Here is a 19,318-nt window from a genome sequence, read left to right on the forward strand (position 1 = left end):
TCAGTGAATTTACCCAGCGGTAAATTACCCTAGGGTAAGATGGTGAGCATGACAACGCCTCCTGCCAAGGCGGGTACCAAGGGTGTCCCGAGGGCCGAACGCGAACGCCAGATCCTGGCCGCCGCCACTGAGGAGTTCGGCCGGAACGGCTACGAGGCCACCACCATGGCCGCCGTCGCCGCGCGCGTCGGCGTCACCAAACCGCTGCTGCACCAGTACTTCGGCGGGAAACAGGACCTCTACCTCGCCTGCCTGGATCCCATCGGCGAACGGCTGCTGAGGGCCGTCCGTTCCGCGATGGCCGAACACTCCGCCGGGGCGCCATCGACCCCCCTGCGCGTACTGGACGCCTTGTTCCACGCCCTGGACGGGCAACGCGAGGCCTGGTTCGTCCTCTACGACCCGACGCTGCCGGCGGACAGCGACGCCGCCCACCGCGCGGCGCACTACCGCGAAGCCGTCGACGACCTCGCAGCGACGGGCTCCGCAGGCCTCCTGCACACGACGGGATCCGACGACCCGCTGGACGCCGACGCCCTCACGTACACGTGGCGCGGCCTGTGCACGGCCCTCGTCCGCTGGTGGATCGGCCACCCCGACCAGTCGCCCGACGCCATGACGCGACGCTGCGAACGGCTCTTCGCCGCCGCCCGCTCCCTCGGGGCCCCGTGACCCGGACCCGGGCGCGCCGCATCGTCGCGCCCGGTCACGGAGCGGCGCGCGCCTAAGATCACCGGGACGGGGACGGCGGACGTGACACGGGAGGGGCGGCGGACATGGCGGACGAGCGCGTGTATCTGGTGACCGGGGGCGGAACGGGGATCGGGGCCGCGACCGCGCAGTCATTGGCCCGGGCGGGACACAAGGTGGCGGTGTCCGGGCGCCGCCCCGAGCCGCTGCGGCTGGTCGCCGAGGAGACCGGCGCCCTGCCCGTACCGTCGGACATCGGGGACCCCGCCGCCGTGGCCTCACTCGTCGAGACGGTGGTCGGCACGTACGGGCGGCTCGACGGTCTGGTGCTCAACGCCGGCATCGGGCGGGGCGGCGGGGTGGGCGAGGTGACCCTGGAGCACTGGGACGAGGTCATGCGGACCAACCTCACCGGTCCGTTCCTTCTGCTGCGCGCCGCGCTCCCGCACCTCCTCGACGCCCGCGGCGCGGTGGTCGCGGTGGCCTCGGTGTCCGCCCTGCGCAACGGCGTCGGGAACGCCGCCTACGCCACCTCCAAGGCGGCGCTGCTCCAGCTGTGCCGCTCGCTCGCGGTCGACTACGGGGGCGCGGGGCTGCGCGCCAACACCGTGTGCCCGAGCTGGGTGCGCACCGACATGGCGGACCGCCGGATGAACCGGTTCGCCGAAGAGGCGGGCCTGGAGGGGAACGGCCTGGAAGCGGCGTACGAGGAGGTGACCCGGGTGCTGCCCGCCGGGCGGCCCGGTGAGCCGCACGAGGTCGCGGAGGCCATCGCCTGGCTGCTGTCGCCCGCCGCCTCGTTCGTGAACGGTGCGGTGCTCACCGTCGACGGCGGCGCGACCGCACTCGACCCGGGCACCCTCGGCTTCGAGTTCCGGCTGGAACCACGCGCCGCCCCGCGGGCCTGACCGACAGCCACGACCGAGGTCACCGGCCACGTGTAGCCGGACCATGGCGGCTCCTGGGCCTCCGCTTCCACGGCGGCAGGCCGCTGAACACCTACAGTGGCCATCTGCGATCGAAGGGTGACTCCACGTGCCCTTCTCACCTCGTCGGAGTCGCCATGGCCTCACCCTCACGCTCACCCTCACCCAGCACGCGCCACTCCGGGGTGTCGCTCCTGCCGGTCCTGATTCCCCTTGCGGTTCTGATCGTGGTGGCGGTGTCCGTGGGGTCCCGGCTGCAGTTCTCCGAGCGGCAGGCGAACGACACGGTCCGCGCCGTCGGATCCCGGGCCGCCGACCGGGTGGAGGTGGAGGCCATCGTCCAGAGCGTCGACGCCTCGGGCAGAGAACTCGTCCTGCGGGTCAGGGTCACCCCCCGTGGGGCTCTCGGCGAGGAGGAGGAGACCGCCCCGGTGGCCGATCTCAGCCTCCAGACCTCCGTGGCGACCCTCAGCGACCTGGAGTTCAAGGCACACGAGCGGCTCACCCCCAAGGACGTGCAGGTCGCGATCGCGGGTGGATCGATCGGCGACTACCCCTTCGACACCTACGAGACCGACATCGAGTTCTGGGCAGTGATGGGTGGCAAGGACGTGCCGGTCAGGATGCTCTTCTCCAACAACGACACGCGCTTCTCCGCCTCCACGACGCCCCCGGCCTCCGGGCAGGACGCCGTCGTCGCGCTGCGGCTGTCCCGATCGACCAGCCTGCTCGTCTTCGCGGTCTTCATGATGGTCGTGATGTGGGCGCTGGCGTCGTCCGTACTCCTCGGGGCCTGGTATCTGACGACCCATGGCGAGGGTGTGGTCTGGCCCGCCCTCGCCTGGATGGCCGCCACGCTGTTCGCTCTCTCGGCGTTCCGCACCACCGCTCCCGGCGCACCGCCGATCGGCTGCGTGATGGACTGGTTCGCCTTCTTCTGGGCCGAGACCGTCATCGCCCTGTGCCTGATCACCGTGGTCACCACCGGCGTGCGCGACGCCATCCGCTCTGAGGGCGCCCCACGCCCCTAGGTATCGTCCGTGGCAGTCCACAGCCGTCTCGTTGCACACGTACGGAGCTCAGCCACGCGCGCCCCTCGTCAGGAGCTCGTAGCCTTGGTTCATGGCGGAAGCCACGTCCGACAGCGGGCCGGACAACAGCCACAGAAGGGGTGACGCCTCCGGGCGTACCCCTTCCGGCGGCTCGGCACTCACGGCCCCCGCGGCCGAGAGCAGCGACGAAGCCGGCCGGCTCCCCCCCCCTTGGACCAAGGCACTCGGCTGGCTCGGTGTCGCTGGACTGATCTACCTGCTGATCTGCGCCGTGAGCATCATCAGCCGCGGCTTCGCGGGACTGGGCAGCGACGCGGCGCACACCATGTTCGCCTTCGCCGCGCACCCGTGGGTCGGGCTGAGCGTCGGCATCCTCGGTACGGTCCTGATCCAGTCGTCGACCACGACGACGGCCATCGCCGTCACCGCCGTAGGGTCGGGCGCACTGCCCATCCAGGGCGCGATCCCCATCATTCTGGGCGCGAACGTCGGCACCACCGTGACGACGAGCCTGGTCGCGCTGACCTTCATCGGCAACCGCACAGAGTTCCGCAGGGCGCTGGGCGCCTCGACCGTCCATGACTTCTACAACTGGCTCGCGCTGCTGATCTTCTTCCCGATCGAGCTGATCTGGCATCCGCTGGAACACCTCAGCGGGACGCTGACCACTGCGCTGTACGGCACGGACTGGCTGCCGAACCCGGCCCACTTCAACTTCATCCGGGCGGCCACCCGGCCGGTGGAACACGGAGTGATCCACGCGACCTCGCACGTCAGCAGCACGCTTGGACCGCTGTTCACCATCGTCATCGGCGCCGTGCGGATCCTGGTCGCCGTCCGCTATCTGGGGAAGCTGCTCAAACTGCTCATGGTCGGCAGGGCCCGTGACATTCTGATCAAGGCCGTCGGCCGCAACGCCTACCTCGCCATGGCGTCGGGAATGGGAGTCACCGTCGTCACCCAGTCCTCCACCATCACCACGTCCGTGCTGGTCCCCTTCGCCGGAGCGGGCATCCTGACACCGGCGCAGGTGTATCCCGTCGTCGTCGGCTCCAATCTGGGCACCACGTTCACGGTGGTCTTCGCGGCGTTCGCAGGCGTCGGACAGGACGCGAAGATCGGCCTGCAGGCAGCGCTCGTGCATCTGATCTACAACCTCTTCGCGATCATCGTGATCTACGTGATCCCGCTCATGCGCCCCGTGCCGCTGTACTGCGCCGAGAACCTCGCCCGCATCGCCTCCGAGCACCGGTGGGTCCTCGCCGTCTATCTCGGCGCCGTCTTCATCGCGTTGCCCGCCCTGGTCATCGTGCTGGTGGGCGTGCTCTGAGAACCACCTCCGACCCGCACCCCGCCCCGTCCGACGAGCCAGGCCAACCCATACCGCCTCCTCGCCGGTATGCGCTGACCGAAATGCGGATGCGGATCGCCGGCTCGGGTGCCTACCATCCCGGCCATGCCAAGACCCTTCGGATTCACCTATGCCCAGCGCCCTGACGGCACCGTGACGATCACCCACCAGAGCCGTCCGGCAGGCACGTTGCGTGGTGGGCGTGCTCAGAAGTTCCTTGCGGAGGTCGAGTCGGGGGATGCCCAGCTGGTGATGGCCCGCTGGACCGGTGCCTACAAGCACGGCAATGAACGTACGGCGCGTAACCATCCACGCAACAAGGCGTAGGGCCTGACCGTCGGGGCTTCGCGGCGCCCGTATCACCTATGTCGGGGCGGCCGCTCCCGGCCACCTCGCCCCAGCAAGGAGAGAGCAGCTGGCTCCCCATTCCCTCGCGTTCTACGTGGACGTGGTCATGTCGGGAACGGTGCTCGGCGCCAAGCCGACGGACAGCCCTGACCAGGTCAGCGCGATCTTGGGTTCCGACTTCGTCGAGAACTCCCTCGACGACTACAGCATGTGGCGCGACTACGGATTGGTCGAGTTCTTCTGGGTCCGGGAATCGCCCGACCACCCGTGGGAGGGGCATCACTTCACCCTGCAGGTGCATCGGCTTTCGTACTGGGGAAGCCGCCTCGTCAACACGTCGATTCGCGAGCGCTACGGTCGCTTCGACCGTCACCTCCGCTTCGACAGACTGCAGCGGCTGCTGGCGAACCGCGGCGTGCGCCTGGAGGACGTCCCCGGCATGGAGCAGAGCACGCTACGGCCGTCATCAGGACGGCTAGGAGCGGGTGAACTCGGCCGACCCGGCTCCATGTCCCGTCGACGGTCGTCGGCCCGTTCACCCCGCCCGGTTCCGGCACGGCCGCCCTGAGCCGGCCTGCCTGCGCAGATGTCCACTTCGAGGCTCCCGGAATACCCCCAGGGGGTATGTGGTTATGATCGTCGTCCTGAAGGGGACAACGCCCGAAGTCGCATCGCACCAGGGGAGATGTCATGCAGAACCACGCCGGCCACGACCACGCCAACCACCCCGGCCACGGCGGCCACGGCGACCACTCCGGGCATGGCGGCCACGGAGGGCACGCCGGCCACGGCGGGGCCCAGGCCGGTGGGCTGGCGGTCTCGGCGAACGGGTACACCCTCGAACTCGACTCGACGATCCTCGCCGCGGGCCTCCAGCGGGTCAGCTTCAAGGTGACCGGTCCCGACGGGCAGCCGGTGACCGAGTTCGTCCCCGAGCACGAGAAGGAACTGCACTTCATCGCCGTCCGGCGGGACACCTCCGGGTTCCAGCACGTGCACCCGGTGAGGGACGAGAAGGGCACCTGGAGCACCGAACTGGCCCTGGAGCCCGGGGACTGGAGGTTCTTCACCGACATCCACCCGGCCGGCCACGACGGGACCATGACGCTCGGGATCGACGTCGCGGTCGCCGGACCGTACGACCCGCGTCCGCTCCCCGAGGCCACCCGCGTCGCAGGGATCGGCGACTACGCCGTCACGCTCGACGGCGAACTCGTGCCCGGCGAAGCGAGCGAACTGACCCTCACCGTCAGCCGGAACGACCACCCCGTCACCGACCTGCAGCCCTACCTGGCCGCGTACGGACACCTCGTGGCGCTGCGCGTCGGCGACCTGGGCTACCTCCACGTCCACCCGGAGGGCCACCCCGGCGACGGCATCACCGCGCCCGGGCCCGAGATCTCCTTCATGGCGGTCGCTCCTTCGGCCGGCACCTACCGCCTCTACCTGGACTTCCAGCACGACGGCGTCGTCCGGACGGCCGAGTTCACGGTGCGGACCACCGCGGCCGCTCCCCGCCCGCACGCGCCGTCCCCGACCGCACCCGAGCACGCGGACCACCACGGGCACCACGGGCACCACGCGCACCACTGACCGCGCGTGACCCCGTATGACCGCGTGGACGGAACCGAGCGCCCGCCCTGGCCGCGGCGCACTCGCCCCGTCCCGACCCGTCATCCCGGAAGGAGCGTCATGCCCCTCCCCTCCTTGTGGCCTGCCCTCCGGGCCTCTGAGGACAGCGCGACGCGACACTCCCCGCGTTGCTCCTTCTGTCCCGACTTCTCCGCTGACATGCTGCCTGGCGAGGGCGGCCTGCGACGGGCTGGGCGCCGGGAAGGGGCCGCGTGCGATCCACCGCCTGGGAACCGGTCGCCGTGCTGCTCGCGGTCGTCGTCGCCGCAGTCCTTCTGCTCCATGGCGTCGGAGCCGCCGTACGCGCCGTCCGTGAGCCGCTGGCCACCGGGCCCTTCAGCGGAGGGTTCGAGCCCCGGGAGCATCCGGTCTCGCGCTTCCACGTGCGCTGGTATCCCGTGACGATGATCTTCCTTGCCTTCGACATGGAGATGCTCTTCATGTACCCGTGGACGAAGGTGGTCCCTGAGGTCGGCACCTCGGCCGTCGTCGAGATGTTCCTCTTCCTCGGAATCCTGCTCGCCGCCGTCGGTTACGCCTGGCGCGAGGGAGCGTTCCGGTGGACCTGAGGAGTCGCCTCGGCAGAGCGGCCCTGGATCGCCCGGCCGTTCTGCTCGTCACCGCTGCCGGTGCGACGCGCGAGCGCCTCGCCGTCGAGGCCGAACTCGCGCGCCGGCGTTGGCCGCGGGCATCCGGCCCGGCTGCGGCCGATCTGGTCGCCTTCGCGGGTGCTCCCGCCCCGGCCGGGGACGACGACTGGGCGGAGCGCGTGTGGAACGGCGTACCAGCTCCGAAAGCGCGTGTCAGGGTGACGGATCCCGAAGATGCGGCACATGCCCTGGAGCGCGGACGCCTGGCGCTCCTCGACGGGGCCGGTGCGCAGGGCCGGGAGCGGCCCGAGCCTGCGGGGCACGAGCGGCACGACTCCCACGGCGAGGACCCTCCCCACCACGACGGTCACACCACCTCCGGGCCCAGCGGGCACGACAGCCACGGTCACGACGCACACCAGGGCCATGACGGCTCCCCCGCCGCCACGGGTCACGATCATCACGGCCACCACATGGGCGGCGTGGTCCTCGGGCTTCCGATGGCCGAACGGGCGGACGACCGGGACGGGTTGCGGCTCGACCGGCTGCACGTCCCCTTGGGTCCCGCGTTGCCGGACTGGCCCGCCGCGCTCGTCGTGCACGCCGAGCTCCAGGGGGATGTCGTGCAGCGCGCCTCCGTCGAACCGCTGCTCCCTCCGAGCCCGTCTCGGCCGGCTTTCTGGAGCGAGCCGTGGCTCAGGGCGGCGGCCGGCGAACCGGTGACGGTCGGCGAAGCCGCCCGACGTCGGTGCGCGGCCCACCTGGACAGCGTCGGCAGGTTCCTCGCCGTGGCGGGCTGGCGCGATCCGGCGACCGCGGCCCGCCGGGCACGTGACCAGGTGCTCGACGGTGCCTCCGTCGCCGATCTCCGTCCCCGCCTGCGCCCGTTGACGCGCCGGGTGCGCACGTCGTGGACGCTGCGCTGGCTCACCTCGGGGGTGGGCACGCTGTCCTCCGAGCAGGCGCGCCGGTACGGGGTCACCGGGCCCGCGCTGCTCGCCGACGGTGACGCGTACCGCCGGCTCGTCGTCTGGCTGGAGGAGATCGACCGCGCGGTCGACGCCTGCGACGACCGCTCCCCGCTCGACGCCCACGCGTCACTGAACGGCCCCCGCGGGCTCATCGCCACGGAGGCGTCTCCGGCATCGCGGGCGCTCGTCGACGTGCTGCCCGAACTCCTGGAAGGCACCGAATTCGCCTGCGCGCGGCTCGTCGTGGCCAGCTTGGACCCCGATCTAGACGAGCTGGCACCGCGGGACGCGCTCGGCGGGCACGGGCACGGCGGGGACGGGCATCGCGGGGACGGCGGGCACGGGCACGGCGGGCACGGGCATGGCTGAGGCGGCGCCGCTCTGGACGGTGGCCGTGCTGCCCGTCGCCCTGGTCCTCGTGGCGTGGGCGGTGGCGAGCGTCGATGTCCGGTCCGCCGGCCTGGGCCGCGGGGTGCTGCGGCTGCTGGTGCAGCAGCCCCGGGTGACGCGGGCGGCCGATGTCCTGCTCGTACGGGTGGGGACGACGCTCCTTCCGGTCGCGGCCGTACTCGCCGCGGTCGTCCTTCCCCTCGGCTTCCGCTCCGTGTCCGATCTTCCCGACGGGATCGTCTGGTTCAACGCCATGGAGGCCCTGGCCTGGGCGGCGGCGTGGCTGACCGGCTGGGGGCCGAACTCCACGCTGTCGCTGATCGGCGGCTACCGCTTCCTCGCCCAGGGGCTCGCGTACGAGCTGCCGCACATGCTGGCCATCACCACGGCGGCGCTCGGCGCGGAGTCGCTGCGCGTGGGCGCGGTCGTCGACGCGCAGGCGGGGCTGTGGTTCGCGGTCTGGATGCCGGTCGCCTTCGGGATCTATCTCCTGAGTGCGCTGGCCATGGCTTTCTGGGGGCCGTTCGACCAGCCCGTCGGGACCGACGTGGCCGGCGGGGCGGCGAGCGAGCTGGCCGGTGTGGACCGGTTGCTGTTCCTCGGCGGGCGATGGCTGCTGCTCGTCGTGGCCGCCGCCTTCTCCGTACCCCTGTTTCTCGGCGGCGGACAGGGGCCCTTCCTTCCGGCCTGGGCGTGGACCGTGCTCAAGACCGCCGCGGTGCTGGGACTCCTCGTGTGGTCCCGGCGGAGGGTTCCGACCGTGCGGATGGAGCGTTACGTGGAGCTGGCATGGGTGGTGCTGACGCCGTTGGCGGTGGCGCAGGCCCTGGTGGTGGCCGTGGTGGTGCTGGGGCGATGACGACCGCGGCATTCTGGATCCTGGCCGTGCCGGCGGTGGCGGGCGGCGTGATGGTGTTCCGCTTCGACTCCATGGCGCGGGCGACGTTCTCGCTGCTCACGGCGCTGCTGTGTGTGGGCGGGGAACTGGTCGTGCTGGGCCTGGAGTACCTGGGGATCGTGACGGTCCTCATGATGACGATCGAGATGGCCATCATGGCGGTCTTCATGATCATGTTCATGAAGAACCCGGCCGGTCTGATGCCCATGACGATGGTGCACAACAAGCGTGGCGCCGCCGCCATCTGCGTCACGGCGTTCGCCCTCCTCGTCACCGGCGTTCTGCTGGCGCCGTGGCCTCGACGTCGTGGCCGGGCTCCGGCGGATCCGACCATGGATCTCGGGACGGCCCTGATGGGGCGGCAGATGCTCACCATGATGACTCTGGGCATGGCCCTGTTCGCGACGATCGTCGCGACCGTCGTCCTCGCGACCCGCCGCGGCCGGTACGAGCGCTACGGCGACGGCCTTCGGGCCGCCCGGCCCGACGACCCGGTGCGGGGCGGGGTGGGCCGGTGAACCTGGAGGCGTTCCTGATCGTCGCCGCCGCCCTGTTCTGCGTCGGTCTGTTCGGCGCGCTGACGCAGCAGTCGATCGTGATGCTGATGATGGGCCTGGAGCTGATGCTGGGCGGGGTGATCCTCGCCGCCGGCGCGGCCTGGCACTACATCGCCCCCGCGACGGCCGACGGTCAGGTCCTGATCGTCGTCGCCATCACGGCCATGGCGGTGGAGATGGCGATCGGATTCGCCGTGGTCACCGCGTTGTTCCGGTCCCGCGAGGTCGACATGACCGACATGGCGGCGGAGCTGAGGGAATGAGCCCGGTGCTGTGGGCGCTGGTCGCCCTCCCCATGACGTGCGGGTCACTGCTGCTCACGGCCGGGCGAACGCTGGACCGGTGGGCGCCCGTGACGGCCGTGACGGTGGCGGTCGTGTCTCTCGGCCTCGCCGTCACGGCCGCCCTGCGGCACCCCGCCGCCGAAGCGCCGTTCCTCGACGGGCTTCCCGTCCGGCTCGGGGTGGACGGTCTCTCGGGAGTGCTCGTCGTGACCGTCACGGCCGTCACGCTCGCCGTCCTGGTGTTCAGCACGGCGGATCTCGCCGCCGACGAGGCGCGGGCCCGGTTCTTCGGGCTGATGCTGCTGTTCGCCGGCAGCATGCTCGTCACCGTGACGGCGACGACCCTGCCCACCCTCCTCATGGGCTGGGAGGTCATGGGCGCCACCTCGTGGGCCCTGATCGGCTACTGGTGGCGCGAGCCGGCTCGTACGGCCGCGGCCGGGACCGCCTTCCTCGTCACCCGTACCGCTGACCTCGGCCTCTACCTCGCCGCCGGCGCCGCTCTCGCCGCCGCGCCCGGCCCCCTGTCCCTCGACACGCTCGATGACGCGGCCGAACCGTGGCTGTCGTTCGTCACGGCGGGGATTCTCGTGGCGGCGTGCGGCAAGTCCGCGCAACTCCCCTTCAGCTTCTGGCTGTCGCGGGCGATGCAGGGTCCGAGCCCGGTGTCCGCGCTGCTGCACTCGGCGGCCATGGTCGTCGCCGGCGCGTACCTTCTGCTCCGTACCGGCCCGCTGCTCGACGCCTCGCGCTGGGGCGCGGACACGGCCGCGTGGGTGGGAGCGGTGACCGCGGTCGCCCTCGGGCTCGTCGCCGTGACACAGACCGACCTCAAGCAACTGCTCGCCGCGTCGACCTGCGCCCAGATCGGCTTCATGGTCCTCGCCGCCGGTGTGGGCGCGAGCACCGGCGGGGCACTGCAGCTGATGGCCCACGCCGCCGCGAAGAGCCTGCTGTTCATGGTCGCGGGTGCGTGGCTGACGTCCTGGGGGACGCAACGGCTGACCGAGCTGCGCGGGGTGGCTCGCTCCCGGCGGTCGGTCGGCGTGATCTGCACGGTGGGCACCCTGTCGCTGGCCGGGCTTCCGCCGCTCTCCCTGTGGGCGGCGAAGGACGTCCTCCTCGCCGGAGCGTGGGAGGACGGCGGTGGGCTGTACGCGGTGGGACTCGGCGCGGCCGTTCTGTCGGCCGTCTACAGCGTCAAGATCCTCTGGTACGTGTGGCGCCCGATGCCCGCGTCGGGAGTGGAACGGCGACGCCGGATCGCCGCGTCGGCGGCGCAACAGCCGCCCTCGATGCCCGCGGCGGCCGTGGAACAGCGGCGCCCGATCCCCGCCGGCGCGGTTCCGCCGCTCGCGCTGCTCGCCCTCGCCTGCGCCGCGCTCACGCCTCTGGCGTTTCCGCCGGTGCGGGACGCGCTCTCCGACTATCTCGGCCGAGGAGCACAACCCGAGCCTCACGCCTGGGAGTTCGCCGTCTCGGGCGTGGTCGCGCTCATCGCCGCCGGCCTGGCCTGGTCCTGGCACTGGGGCGTACGGACTCTCACGCCGCCTTGGACGCGGCGACTGTTCCGTGAGTGGCTGCGACTGGAACGGGCCGCCCACGTCCTCCTGGTCTCCCCCACCCTCGCTCTGGCCCGCGCCGCCGCGGCATTCGACGACCGGGTCCTGGACCGCGCCGTGAACGCGTCGGGCGCCGGCGCCCTGGTGCTGGCCCGGTGGACGAACCGGTTCGTCGAAGGGGCGGTCGACGGAGCGGTCGACGGTCTCGCCACGGCGACGCGGCGCCTGGGCCGGTGGGCCCGCCGACCGCAGACCGGGCAGCTGCACCAGTACCTCGCCCAGGCCGTCGCCGCCTTCTCCGTCATCGCCGTCGTGCTCGTCCTCGTGAGGTAACCGTTGCTCACCGCCCTCGTCTTCGTCCCGACCGCGGTCGCCCTCCTGCTCCTGGCCCTGCCCGGCCGTACCCCGGTCCAGGCCATGCGCGCGCTCTGGGTCGCCACGGCGGCCGCCGAGCTCGGGCTCGTCGTGGCCGTGTGGGCCGGGTACGAGACGGGCGGCGGCATCCAGTACGAGGTGCGGGCCCGCTGGATCCCCAACGCGGGGGTCGGCTACCACGTCGGGGTGGACGGCCTGTCCCTGCCGCTGCTCGCCCTCACCTGCGTCCTGTTCCTCGCCTGCTCCGTGTACGCGCTGCGTGACCGGCACCGGTTCCGTGAGTTCGCCGCGCTCTTCCTCTTCCTCCAGACGACCTGCCTGGGCCTTTTCGTCTCCCTCGACCTGATCCTGTTCTTCGTCTTCTTCGACCTGTCGATCGTGGCGATGTACTTCGTCATCGCGGGCTGGGGACACGGTGACGCCAAGCGGGCCGCGCTGAAGTTCTTCCTCTACACCTTCATCGGCTCGCTCGCGCTGCTGCTCGGCTTCATCGGCCTGTACCTGGCCGCCGCCCCGCACACCTTCGACATCGTGGACCTGTCCCGGCAGAACCCCCTGGCCGGCCGGGGTACGTACGCCGGTCTCGTCCTGCTCGCGATCGGCGTCGGACTCGCCGTCAAGACGCCCACCGTCCCCTTCCACACCTGGCTGCCCCCGGCCCACACCGAGGCCCCGGCGGCCGGGTCGGCCATCCTCGCCGGCGTGCTCCTGAAGATGGGGACGTACGGGTTCCTGCGCATCGCCATGCCCCTGCTGCCGGACGCCTGGCGTCGCTACGCCCTCGTCCTCGTCGTGATCGGTGTCGTCTCCGTCCTCCACGGCGCCCTCGTGGCGCTCGCCCAGACGGACTTCAAACGGATGGTCGCGTACACCTCGGTCAACCACATGGGCTACATCGTCCTGGCCGTCGGCGCCGCCGCCGCGACCACCGGCACCTCGGCGCAGGCGCGCTCGCTCGCCCTCACCGGCTCGGTCACCCAGATGGTCAGCCACGGCCTCATCACCGGCGCGCTGTTCCTCCTCTCCGGTGTTCTCCACGACCGCGCGCGCAGCTACGACATGGGCGCGTACGGCGGCCTTGCGGCGCCCGCGCCCGTGTTCGCGGCGCTGACGGGTGTGGCCGCCTTCGCCTCCCTCGGCCTCCCCGGCTTCTCCGGGTTCATCGCGGAGTTCCAGATCCTCACCGGTGCCCTCGGGCCGAGGCCGCTGGCCACCGCCCTGTCCGTGCTGGGCATCCTCCTCACGGCCGGTCTGTTCCTGCGCGCCCTGAGGCGGCTCCTCATGGGCCCGCTGCGCCTCCCCGACGCACCCGGCACCCCTCGTGCGTTCGCCGACCTGCGAACCCACGAGAGCGCCGCCGTCGTCCCGCTCCTCGCGCTCGCCGTCGTCCTGGGCGTCGCCCCGCGCTTCCTTCTCGACGTCATCGAGCCGGCCTCCCGCACGGTCCTGGAGCTCCTCGCCCGATGACCGACATGAACGAGAACCCGCTCGACATCCTCCCCGAGCTGCTCCTCGCCGCCTCGGCCGTCCTCGGCCTGCTGCTCGGGGCGTGGTCGCCGCGCCGCCGGCAGTGGCTGGTGGGGGCCCTCGCCTGCGGTGCGGCGCTCGCGGGCATCGCGGCGGCGGCCGTCGCCGCGGCGGGACCGGATCTCACCGCCTTCGGCGAGGCGTTCGCCGTCGACCCGGTCACGAGCGCCTCCCGCGTCGTCGTGCTCGGAGCCGTCCTCCTCGTCCTCGCCCTGTGCGTCCGGCCGTTCCACGCTCACCGCCGCGAGAGCGAGCTCTACGTCCTGCTCCAGCTCTCCGCCCTCGGCGCCCTCGTCATGGCCGACGCCCAGGACCTGCTGCTGCTCGCCGCCGGCTACCTGCTCGCGAGCGTCCCCGCGTACACCCTCGCCGGCTTCCGCAAGGACGGCCCGGGCACGGAGGCGGCGCTCAAGTACTACGTGATCGGCGCTCTGCTCGGCGTCGTCATGCTGGCCGGTGTCACGGTGCTGTACGCGGCCGGGCGGGCCACGGGATACCCGCTGCTGGGACCCGCCCTGCCCCAGGCACCCACGGCACTGGTCGCCGCCGGGACCGTGGGCCTGCTCGCCGGCGTGCTGTTCAAGGCGGGGGCCGTCCCCGCCCACTTCTGGGTGCCGGACGCGATCCAGGGCAGCACCGCGCCGGTCGCCGCCTTCCTGACCACCGTCCCGAAGATCGGCGCCCTCGCCGCTCTGCTGCGCCTCGGCGAGGCCGCCCTCGCCGACAGCGGCATGCCGTGGGCGGCGCTCGTCTCCGTCATCGCCGCCGCCTCCATGACCCTGGGCAATCTCGCCGCCTTCTTCCAGACGGACGTGAAGCGGCTCCTCGCGTACTCGACCATCAGCCAGGTCGGGTACCTGCTCCTGCCCGTCGCCGTGGCCGGCCGCTCCGATCTGGCCCAACCGGCCCTCCTCTACTACCTGGCCGCCTACGCCGTCACGAACCTGGGCGCCTTCGCCGTGGTCTGCGCCCTCCCCCGCGCCACCCGGATCGACGACTACCGGGGCCTGGCCCGGCGGCGTCCGCTGCTCACCGCCAGCCTGGTGATCTGCCTGCTCGGCCTCGTCGGCACCCCGCCCACGGCGGTCTTCGTCGGCAAGCTGGAGGCCTTCAGCGCCGCCTTCGACGGCGGCTACGCCTGGCTCGCGGTCCTGGCCGCCGTGAACACCGTGACCTCGCTCTTCTACTACCTGCGTTTGATCCTGCCCGCGGTATCAGGACGGCCCGGCGACGCTCTCACCGACGCCACTCCCACCGACGGCGACCGCCCGGCCCGGGGCGTCGCCTACACCGCCGCCGCCGTCTCGGTGGGCCTGGGGGTGGCGGCGGGACCGGTGCTTCCGCTGCTGAGCGGCTCCCTCAGCATGTGAGGGCTGCGGCGAGGGCGCCGAAGCGGGCCGTTCAGGGGTCCTGGAGTGACCTGGCAGCTGTTCCCAGGACCAGAGGCCGTGTCCTTTCGCGGCGGCATCATCCCCACGGGGCGCCCGATTCAACGATTCCACTGGATTCGTACAACCATCCGCACGCTCAAGAGTCATGTAAGGCGAATGCGCCGCAGGCGCGTCCGTTTCGTTTCCAGGGGGAACCCACATGACTCACCACATATCCCTGCGTGCCCGCGTGCTTCCGGCCGTGGCCGCCGCCGGGATGCTCGTATCCGTCGTCGCGGGCGCGGCACCCGCCTCCGCCGCCACCGCGCCGCAGGTCAGCTGCACGTCCGGCAAGGCCGGGCTCGCCGCCAAGCTGCAGAAGGACATCGCTGCCGCCCTCGCCACGCGCAGTGGCACGGTCGCCGTCGGCCTGCGCGACCGCACCACGAACACCACCTGCACCCTGCGCGCCACCACCTCGTACGACTCGGCCAGCGTCGTGAAGGTGACCGTCCTCGCCACGCTCCTCTGGGACGCCAAGAAGACCAACCGGTACCTGACGTCCCGCGAGTCCACCCTCGCCACCGCCATGATCACCAAGTCCGACAACGCGGCCACCACCTCCCTGTGGAACCAGCTCGGCGTCACCAAGGTGAAGGGCTTCCTCGCGGCGGCCGGCATGACGCGGACGGTGCCGGGGTCCGGCGGCTACTGGGGGCTCACCCAGATCAACGTCACCGACGAGCAGCGGCTGCTCTCGCTGATCACCGCCAGGAACACCGTCCTGAGTGACAACTCCCGCGCCTACATCAGCAAGCTCATGGGGCAGGTCATCACCTCGCAGAGGTGGGGAACCCCGGCGGGCGCGCCCTCCTCCGTGTCCGTGCACGTCAAGAACGGCTGGCTGCAGCGCGCCACGCGCGGCTGGCGCGTGCACAGCGTCGGCACGTTCCAGGGCGGTGGCCACGACTACACCATCTCCGTACTCACCGACGGCAACAGCACGATGAGCTACGGCGTGAACACGATCCAGGCCGTGGCCAAGGTGATCCACCGGGATCTGATCCCGACCGCGACCACCGCGACCCGCTACACACCGACCACCACGCCCAGCGAGGCGTACGTCGCGGTGCCCCAGGGCTGACGCACCCACGGCCGGACTCTCCGCAGCGTCGTCCACCACCTCCTGCCACATCCCCGCCGCCCGGAAGACCTGGCGTCGGCTCAGCCAGTGGGCTGGTTGATCTTCGGGCAGAAGGTGGAGCATCACCCGGCGGTTCCGCGAGTCGGGCAACGGCTGCCGGCGACCGCCCCGCCGGCAGCCCTACGCCTCACAGGAGCCCGAAGGGCCGGCCACCCGCTCTCCCTCCCCCGGAGACGGTGGACCGTCCAACTGCCACCGATGGCGGACGAGACCTACAGGTGGCGCTGACCCTCTTCGACACACGCCCTGGCCGCGTGCTCCGCTCATACCCTTTTCATCCGGCCGCTCGCCATGACATCGTCCGCTCGTGACCGACATAGCTCATGAAGGCGCGGACTCAGGACGCCCCGACGACCGCACCGCGTCCGCGCTGCGGTTCGCCACGGAACTCATCGCCTGGGTGGCCACTCCCTGGGCCCTGGCCGGCCATTCATGGCTGCTCGCCGCCCTGTCCGTGGTGGTCCTGATCGGCCTTCCGACCCTCTTCTCCACCCCCGGGGACAAGGCCCATGTGATCGTCGCGGTGCCGGGCTGGGTCACGATCCTGCTGGTGCTGCTCCAGCTGGCCGCTGCCGTGGTCTCCTCGTGGCTGGCCTGGCCCGTCTGGGCCGCCGTCCCTGCGACCGCGCTGGCCGCCGCCACCGTCGTCACCGAGCGCCGGCGCTGGACTTGGCTGCTCTCCACGAACCGACGCTCCGGCTGAGGCCTCATCCGCTCGGCGTGATGCGCGGGTCGGGCGATCCGCACGTACAGGCCCGGCGTGCGTCGCGCGCCGGGCGGGAGCCGGACGCTAACTTCGGGCCATGGCGGAACCCCTTTTCTACGTCGACCGCTCCGAGATCCTGGAAGGCAGGGTGGAGGAGGCCAGGGCCAGCATGCGTGACCTGGCCGCGTTCGTGGCGGAGCGCGAGCCCCAGCTCATCGCGTACCACTTCTACCTCGACGAGGCGGCGTCCATGATGAGCGTCGTCGCCGTGCATCCCGACTCGGCGTCCATGGAGCGGCACCTGGAGCTCGGCGATCCGAAGTTCCGCGCGTTCGGCGCGCTGATCCGTATGCTCTCCATGGACGTGTACGGGCAGCCGAGTTCAGCGGTCGTCGACCACCTCCGCCGGAAGGCCGAGTACCTCGGCGGCGCCTCCCTCACCTTCCACGCCCTCCAGGCAGGCTTCACCCGACTGGATCGCCCGTAGGCACCCCACGCTGCCACGCCGCGGGCGTGTTCGTCGGCGAGGCCTGCGGTCGCCGCGTCATCGTTCGTCTTCGTTCAATGCCGGAGGAGTTCGCAGAAGCGGTCCAGGGCGTGGTCGGTGCGGCGACGGTCTCCGGTGGTCGTGAGATCGAACAGGAGACCCCGGATGACGGCCATGACCAGCGTGGGAGTAACGGTGTCGTCGGGGCCGGTGGCGATGTCGCGGAACGTGGCGCCGAGGGTGTCGAACCAGTCCGTGATCGCCTCCGCCTGGCCGGGGTGGTTCTCGGGGTGAGCGAGACCGTCGGCGTGCACCTCGAAGATCAGCCGGACGTACGGGGCGCGTTCAGGTGCGCTGATCCAGGCCCAGATGCCGCGCAGGTGTTCCTCAGGAGAGGCTGTCCGCGCCGGGAGGTTCTCGGCCAGCCGTGTCCTTCCGCGGCGGCGGGCCTCGGCAAGGATGGCGGATACCAGCTCCTGTTTGCTGCCGAAGTCGTAGAGCAGCATCCGCGGGCTGGTGTCGAGAGCTGCGGCCAGCGGCCGCAGGCTCAACCCGGCCAGGCCGTGTGCCAGTACGTAATCGGTCGCCCGCGCCAGCGTGGCCTCCCGGCGGGCGGGATCTGCGGGTCGCCCCACGGTGAATCACCTCTCGGTACTGCGGATCTGAGCGGACGTCTGTATATGGTACGACTGTTTCAATAACGGGAGGAGACAGCCGTGCACACACTCGACCGGGCACTCGCACTGGGTGCCGGAGGCCCCGTCGGTGCGGCCTGGATGGCCGGACTGGCCTGCGGGCTGCGCCGCGACGGGGTGGATCTCGGCGAGGCCGATCTGATCGTCGGCACCTCGACCGGCGCGATCATCGGCGCAGTGCTGGCCACCGGTCAGGACCCTGGCCGGCTCGCCTCCCCTGTGCGCCCCGCCGGCTCCGACGGCACCCCGCCCCGGGTGGACGGGCGCCGACTGGCCGAGGCGTTCGCCGTGCTGGGCAATGCCGCCTCGAACCCGGCCGAAGCGCGGCGCCGAGTGGGCCAGATCGCGCTCGCCGCCGAGACCGGCCCCGAGCAGGCGCATATCGTCCGGATGCGCGCCTTGACCGGCGCGGACCAGTGGCCGGACCGGAAGCTGCTCATTACCGTGCTGGACGCCGAGACCGGCGAACAGGAGGTCTTCGACCGTGCCAGTGGCGCATCGCTGCCCTCCGCCGTGGCGGCAAGCACGGCCTTCCCGGGCATCTACCCACCGATCACCGTCAACGGCCGCCGATACATGGACGGCTCCCTGCGGTCGGCGACCAACGCCGGACTCGCGGCCGGAGCCCGCACGCTCGTCGTGATCGACCCGCAAGCGCACCTGTTTCCCCGCGAGTTGCTCCAGCAGGAGCTGGCGGTCGCCGGGGCGCGCACGGTGGTCACCATCGAGCCCGATCCGGCCTCGATACGCGCATTCGGCCCGGACCTGGGCGACCGCCGGGCCTGGGAACCGGCCTACCAGGCGGGCCTTCGCCAAGCCACCGATGCCGCAGAACAGCTCCGCCTCGCGTGGGAGACCGGACCCAAGAGGGACTGAGCGCCGCCCGGCCTCGGCCCAAGGCGCCCTCCCTCCTGCGTCTCCAGCCTTCTCGTAAGCAGCCAGTTCCCCCGCGTTGCCGAGGAAGGCCGGACCGCAGCCTGACGGCAGGCGATCGACGACCATCGCCACCGCGGCCTGCGCGCTGTCCGTCTCGGCGATCCGCGGGCTGCTTCGGCTTGGTCCTTCGACGTAGTAGCGGCCGTCCCTCAGCGTGCAGATGTACGGGATGTCCCAGGTGTACTTCATCTCCGTGCACCTGCTGAAGTGCAGCTCCCACATACCGGTCCAGGGGAAGAGCCGACGGAGCACCGGTTCGGCATGTGCTACGCGTACCAGCTCGGCGAACGGCTTCAGGAGCGGTGAGCCTTCTGGCCGGGAAGGTTCACCGTGATCGGAAGGCGGCTCGTGGGACGAGCGTACGCGAAACGGCTGGTATTACTGGGGCATGCAGGAAGAGACCGCACGCTCCGCGATCGACACGTTCATCTCCGCGTTCAACGCCTCGGACGACAGCTATGTGACTGCCCTGCTCTCCCAGGCCCTGACCTCAGACGTGGTCTTCTGGGGACCGTTGGGCCGCAGCGAAGGCATCGCGGCGGTCGAGCGGTTCGTGCTGGACATCCGACGCCACCCGGCGGGGACCGGCACGATGGTGCGCTGCTCTGCGGTGGACATGCCTCACGAATGGGCCCGGTACCAGTGGGTCTTCACCACGCCTGATGGAGGCCCCCGCCTGGCGGGAACGGACGTCGTCCATCTGCGACGGAGCCTCATCGACCAGGTCATCGTCTTCGCGGGGGAGATCGAGCCGTCCGCCTCCTGAG

Annotated in this window: 21 protein-coding genes and 1 pseudogene; 20 read left to right on the forward strand and 2 right to left on the reverse strand. The window is 71.4% G+C overall.

Going from position 1 to position 19,318, the window contains the following annotated elements; genetic code table 11:
• Window positions 1–48: 48 nt before the first annotated feature.
• The 18 genes from ACZ7HT_RS33340 to ACZ7HT_RS33425 all read left to right on the forward strand — a co-directional run bounded on the left by ACZ7HT_RS33340 (window position 49) and on the right by ACZ7HT_RS33425 (window position 16,920).
• Complete coding sequence (locus ACZ7HT_RS33340) at window positions 49–672, forward strand: TetR/AcrR family transcriptional regulator (RefSeq protein WP_471172884.1); 624 nt, start codon at window positions 49–51, stop codon at window positions 670–672.
• Window positions 673–776: 104 nt separating this feature from the next.
• Window positions 777–1,598 (forward strand): SDR family NAD(P)-dependent oxidoreductase, encoded by an 822-nt coding sequence (locus ACZ7HT_RS33345; RefSeq protein WP_471172886.1) that lies wholly within the window; start codon window positions 777–779, stop codon window positions 1,596–1,598.
• A gap of 155 nt (window positions 1,599–1,753) precedes the next feature.
• Window positions 1,754–2,647: a DUF4436 family protein gene (locus ACZ7HT_RS33350; RefSeq protein ID WP_471172889.1), complete on the forward strand. Its 894-nt coding sequence runs from the start codon at window positions 1,754–1,756 to the stop codon at window positions 2,645–2,647.
• A 91-nt stretch (window positions 2,648–2,738) separates the two neighbouring features.
• The gene (locus ACZ7HT_RS33355) at window positions 2,739–3,998 is read left to right on the forward strand and encodes a thymidylate synthase (RefSeq protein WP_471172892.1); all 1,260 of its coding nucleotides are present in this window, start codon (window positions 2,739–2,741) and stop codon (window positions 3,996–3,998) included.
• A gap of 126 nt (window positions 3,999–4,124) precedes the next feature.
• On the forward strand, window positions 4,125–4,346 hold the full coding sequence (locus ACZ7HT_RS33360; RefSeq protein ID WP_471172895.1) for a hypothetical protein: 222 nt from the start codon (window positions 4,125–4,127) through the stop codon (window positions 4,344–4,346).
• Window positions 4,347–4,461: 115 nt separating this feature from the next.
• Window positions 4,462–4,935: a hypothetical protein gene (locus tag ACZ7HT_RS33365; RefSeq protein ID WP_471172896.1), complete on the forward strand. Its 474-nt coding sequence runs from the start codon at window positions 4,462–4,464 to the stop codon at window positions 4,933–4,935.
• 122 nt (window positions 4,936–5,057) lie between these two features.
• On the forward strand, window positions 5,058–5,960 hold the full coding sequence (locus ACZ7HT_RS33370; RefSeq protein ID WP_471172898.1) for a hypothetical protein: 903 nt from the start codon (window positions 5,058–5,060) through the stop codon (window positions 5,958–5,960).
• A gap of 251 nt (window positions 5,961–6,211) precedes the next feature.
• Window positions 6,212–6,568 carry an NADH-quinone oxidoreductase subunit A gene (locus tag ACZ7HT_RS33375; RefSeq protein ID WP_471172901.1) on the forward strand — a complete coding sequence of 119 codons (357 nt, stop codon included), beginning with the start codon at window positions 6,212–6,214 and terminating at the stop codon, window positions 6,566–6,568.
• Complete coding sequence (locus tag ACZ7HT_RS33380) at window positions 6,559–7,929, forward strand: hypothetical protein (RefSeq protein WP_471172903.1); 1,371 nt, start codon at window positions 6,559–6,561, stop codon at window positions 7,927–7,929. The genes ACZ7HT_RS33375 and ACZ7HT_RS33380 overlap by 10 nt, the downstream gene beginning before the upstream one ends.
• A complete protein-coding gene (locus ACZ7HT_RS33385; RefSeq protein ID WP_471172906.1) occupies window positions 7,922–8,809 on the forward strand; it encodes an NADH-quinone oxidoreductase subunit H in 888 nt (295 codons plus the stop codon). The genes ACZ7HT_RS33380 and ACZ7HT_RS33385 overlap by 8 nt, the downstream gene beginning before the upstream one ends.
• Entirely contained in the window at window positions 8,806–9,366 is a 561-nt protein-coding gene (locus ACZ7HT_RS33390; protein ID WP_471172908.1) for an NADH-quinone oxidoreductase subunit J, read from the forward strand. Before ACZ7HT_RS33385 ends, ACZ7HT_RS33390 begins: the two co-directional genes overlap by 4 nt.
• Window positions 9,363–9,668 carry an NADH-quinone oxidoreductase subunit NuoK gene (gene nuoK / locus ACZ7HT_RS33395; protein ID WP_471172911.1) on the forward strand — a complete coding sequence of 102 codons (306 nt, stop codon included), beginning with the start codon at window positions 9,363–9,365 and terminating at the stop codon, window positions 9,666–9,668. The genes ACZ7HT_RS33390 and nuoK overlap by 4 nt, the downstream gene beginning before the upstream one ends.
• On the forward strand, window positions 9,665–11,584 hold the full coding sequence (locus ACZ7HT_RS33400) for an NADH-quinone oxidoreductase subunit 5 family protein (RefSeq protein ID WP_471172913.1): 1,920 nt from the start codon (window positions 9,665–9,667) through the stop codon (window positions 11,582–11,584). Before nuoK ends, ACZ7HT_RS33400 begins: the two co-directional genes overlap by 4 nt.
• 3 nt (window positions 11,585–11,587) lie before the next feature.
• Window positions 11,588–13,093 carry a complex I subunit 4 family protein gene (locus ACZ7HT_RS33405; RefSeq protein ID WP_471172915.1) on the forward strand — a complete coding sequence of 502 codons (1,506 nt, stop codon included), beginning with the start codon at window positions 11,588–11,590 and terminating at the stop codon, window positions 13,091–13,093.
• On the forward strand, window positions 13,090–14,523 hold the full coding sequence (locus ACZ7HT_RS33410) for an NADH-quinone oxidoreductase subunit N (protein WP_471172918.1): 1,434 nt from the start codon (window positions 13,090–13,092) through the stop codon (window positions 14,521–14,523). The genes ACZ7HT_RS33405 and ACZ7HT_RS33410 overlap by 4 nt, the downstream gene beginning before the upstream one ends.
• Before the next feature lie 220 nt (window positions 14,524–14,743).
• Window positions 14,744–15,667: a serine hydrolase gene (locus ACZ7HT_RS33415; RefSeq protein ID WP_471172921.1), complete on the forward strand. Its 924-nt coding sequence runs from the start codon at window positions 14,744–14,746 to the stop codon at window positions 15,665–15,667.
• 367 nt (window positions 15,668–16,034) lie between these two features.
• A complete protein-coding gene (locus tag ACZ7HT_RS33420; RefSeq protein ID WP_471172924.1) occupies window positions 16,035–16,430 on the forward strand; it encodes a hypothetical protein in 396 nt (131 codons plus the stop codon).
• A gap of 100 nt (window positions 16,431–16,530) precedes the next feature.
• A complete protein-coding gene (locus tag ACZ7HT_RS33425; protein ID WP_471172926.1) occupies window positions 16,531–16,920 on the forward strand; it encodes a hypothetical protein in 390 nt (129 codons plus the stop codon).
• A gap of 74 nt (window positions 16,921–16,994) precedes the next feature.
• On the opposite strand, the gene ACZ7HT_RS33430 is transcribed toward ACZ7HT_RS33425, so the two are convergent.
• Window positions 16,995–17,555 carry a TetR family transcriptional regulator gene (locus ACZ7HT_RS33430; protein ID WP_471172929.1) on the reverse strand — a complete coding sequence of 187 codons (561 nt, stop codon included), beginning with the start codon at window positions 17,553–17,555 and terminating at the stop codon, window positions 16,995–16,997.
• Between the two features lie 81 nt (window positions 17,556–17,636).
• On the opposite strand from ACZ7HT_RS33430, the gene ACZ7HT_RS33435 reads away from it, so the two are divergent.
• On the forward strand, window positions 17,637–18,491 hold the full coding sequence (locus ACZ7HT_RS33435; protein ID WP_471172931.1) for a patatin-like phospholipase family protein: 855 nt from the start codon (window positions 17,637–17,639) through the stop codon (window positions 18,489–18,491).
• A gap of 90 nt (window positions 18,492–18,581) precedes the next feature.
• Here the strand turns inward: ACZ7HT_RS33435 and ACZ7HT_RS33440 are convergent.
• Window positions 18,582–18,848 (reverse strand): annotated as a pseudogene (locus ACZ7HT_RS33440) (DUF6193 family natural product biosynthesis protein); the annotation flags it as partial.
• Between the two features lie 91 nt (window positions 18,849–18,939).
• Here ACZ7HT_RS33440 and ACZ7HT_RS33445 point away from each other — a divergent pair.
• On the forward strand, window positions 18,940–19,317 hold the full coding sequence (locus tag ACZ7HT_RS33445; protein WP_362027255.1) for a nuclear transport factor 2 family protein: 378 nt from the start codon (window positions 18,940–18,942) through the stop codon (window positions 19,315–19,317).
• Window position 19,318 lies beyond the last annotated feature (1 nt).

The sequence above is a fragment of the Streptomyces sp. NPDC037410 genome, from assembly GCF_055602235.1.

Bases quoted from the DNA above. Each gene is read 5' to 3' on its own strand.
- ACZ7HT_RS33410 (WP_471172918.1), top strand. From the start codon at position 13,090: ATGACCGACATGAACGAGAACCCGCTCGACATCCTCCCCGAGCTGCTC.
- ACZ7HT_RS33355 (WP_471172892.1), top strand. From the start codon at position 2,739: ATGGCGGAAGCCACGTCCGACAGCGGGCCGGACAACAGCCACAGAAGG.
- ACZ7HT_RS33350 (WP_471172889.1), top strand. From the start codon at position 1,754: ATGGCCTCACCCTCACGCTCACCCTCACCCAGCACGCGCCACTCCGGG.
- ACZ7HT_RS33445 (WP_362027255.1), top strand. From the start codon at position 18,940: ATGCAGGAAGAGACCGCACGCTCCGCGATCGACACGTTCATCTCCGCG.
- ACZ7HT_RS33400 (WP_471172913.1), top strand. From the start codon at position 9,665: ATGAGCCCGGTGCTGTGGGCGCTGGTCGCCCTCCCCATGACGTGCGGG.
- ACZ7HT_RS33345 (WP_471172886.1), top strand. From the start codon at position 777: ATGGCGGACGAGCGCGTGTATCTGGTGACCGGGGGCGGAACGGGGATC.
- ACZ7HT_RS33415 (WP_471172921.1), top strand. From the start codon at position 14,744: ATGACTCACCACATATCCCTGCGTGCCCGCGTGCTTCCGGCCGTGGCC.
- ACZ7HT_RS33360 (WP_471172895.1), top strand. From the start codon at position 4,125: ATGCCAAGACCCTTCGGATTCACCTATGCCCAGCGCCCTGACGGCACC.
- ACZ7HT_RS33425 (WP_471172926.1), top strand. From the start codon at position 16,531: ATGGCGGAACCCCTTTTCTACGTCGACCGCTCCGAGATCCTGGAAGGC.
- ACZ7HT_RS33390 (WP_471172908.1), top strand. From the start codon at position 8,806: ATGACGACCGCGGCATTCTGGATCCTGGCCGTGCCGGCGGTGGCGGGC.
- ACZ7HT_RS33370 (WP_471172898.1), top strand. From the start codon at position 5,058: ATGCAGAACCACGCCGGCCACGACCACGCCAACCACCCCGGCCACGGC.
- ACZ7HT_RS33340 (WP_471172884.1), top strand. From the start codon at position 49: ATGACAACGCCTCCTGCCAAGGCGGGTACCAAGGGTGTCCCGAGGGCC.
- ACZ7HT_RS33385 (WP_471172906.1), top strand. From the start codon at position 7,922: ATGGCTGAGGCGGCGCCGCTCTGGACGGTGGCCGTGCTGCCCGTCGCC.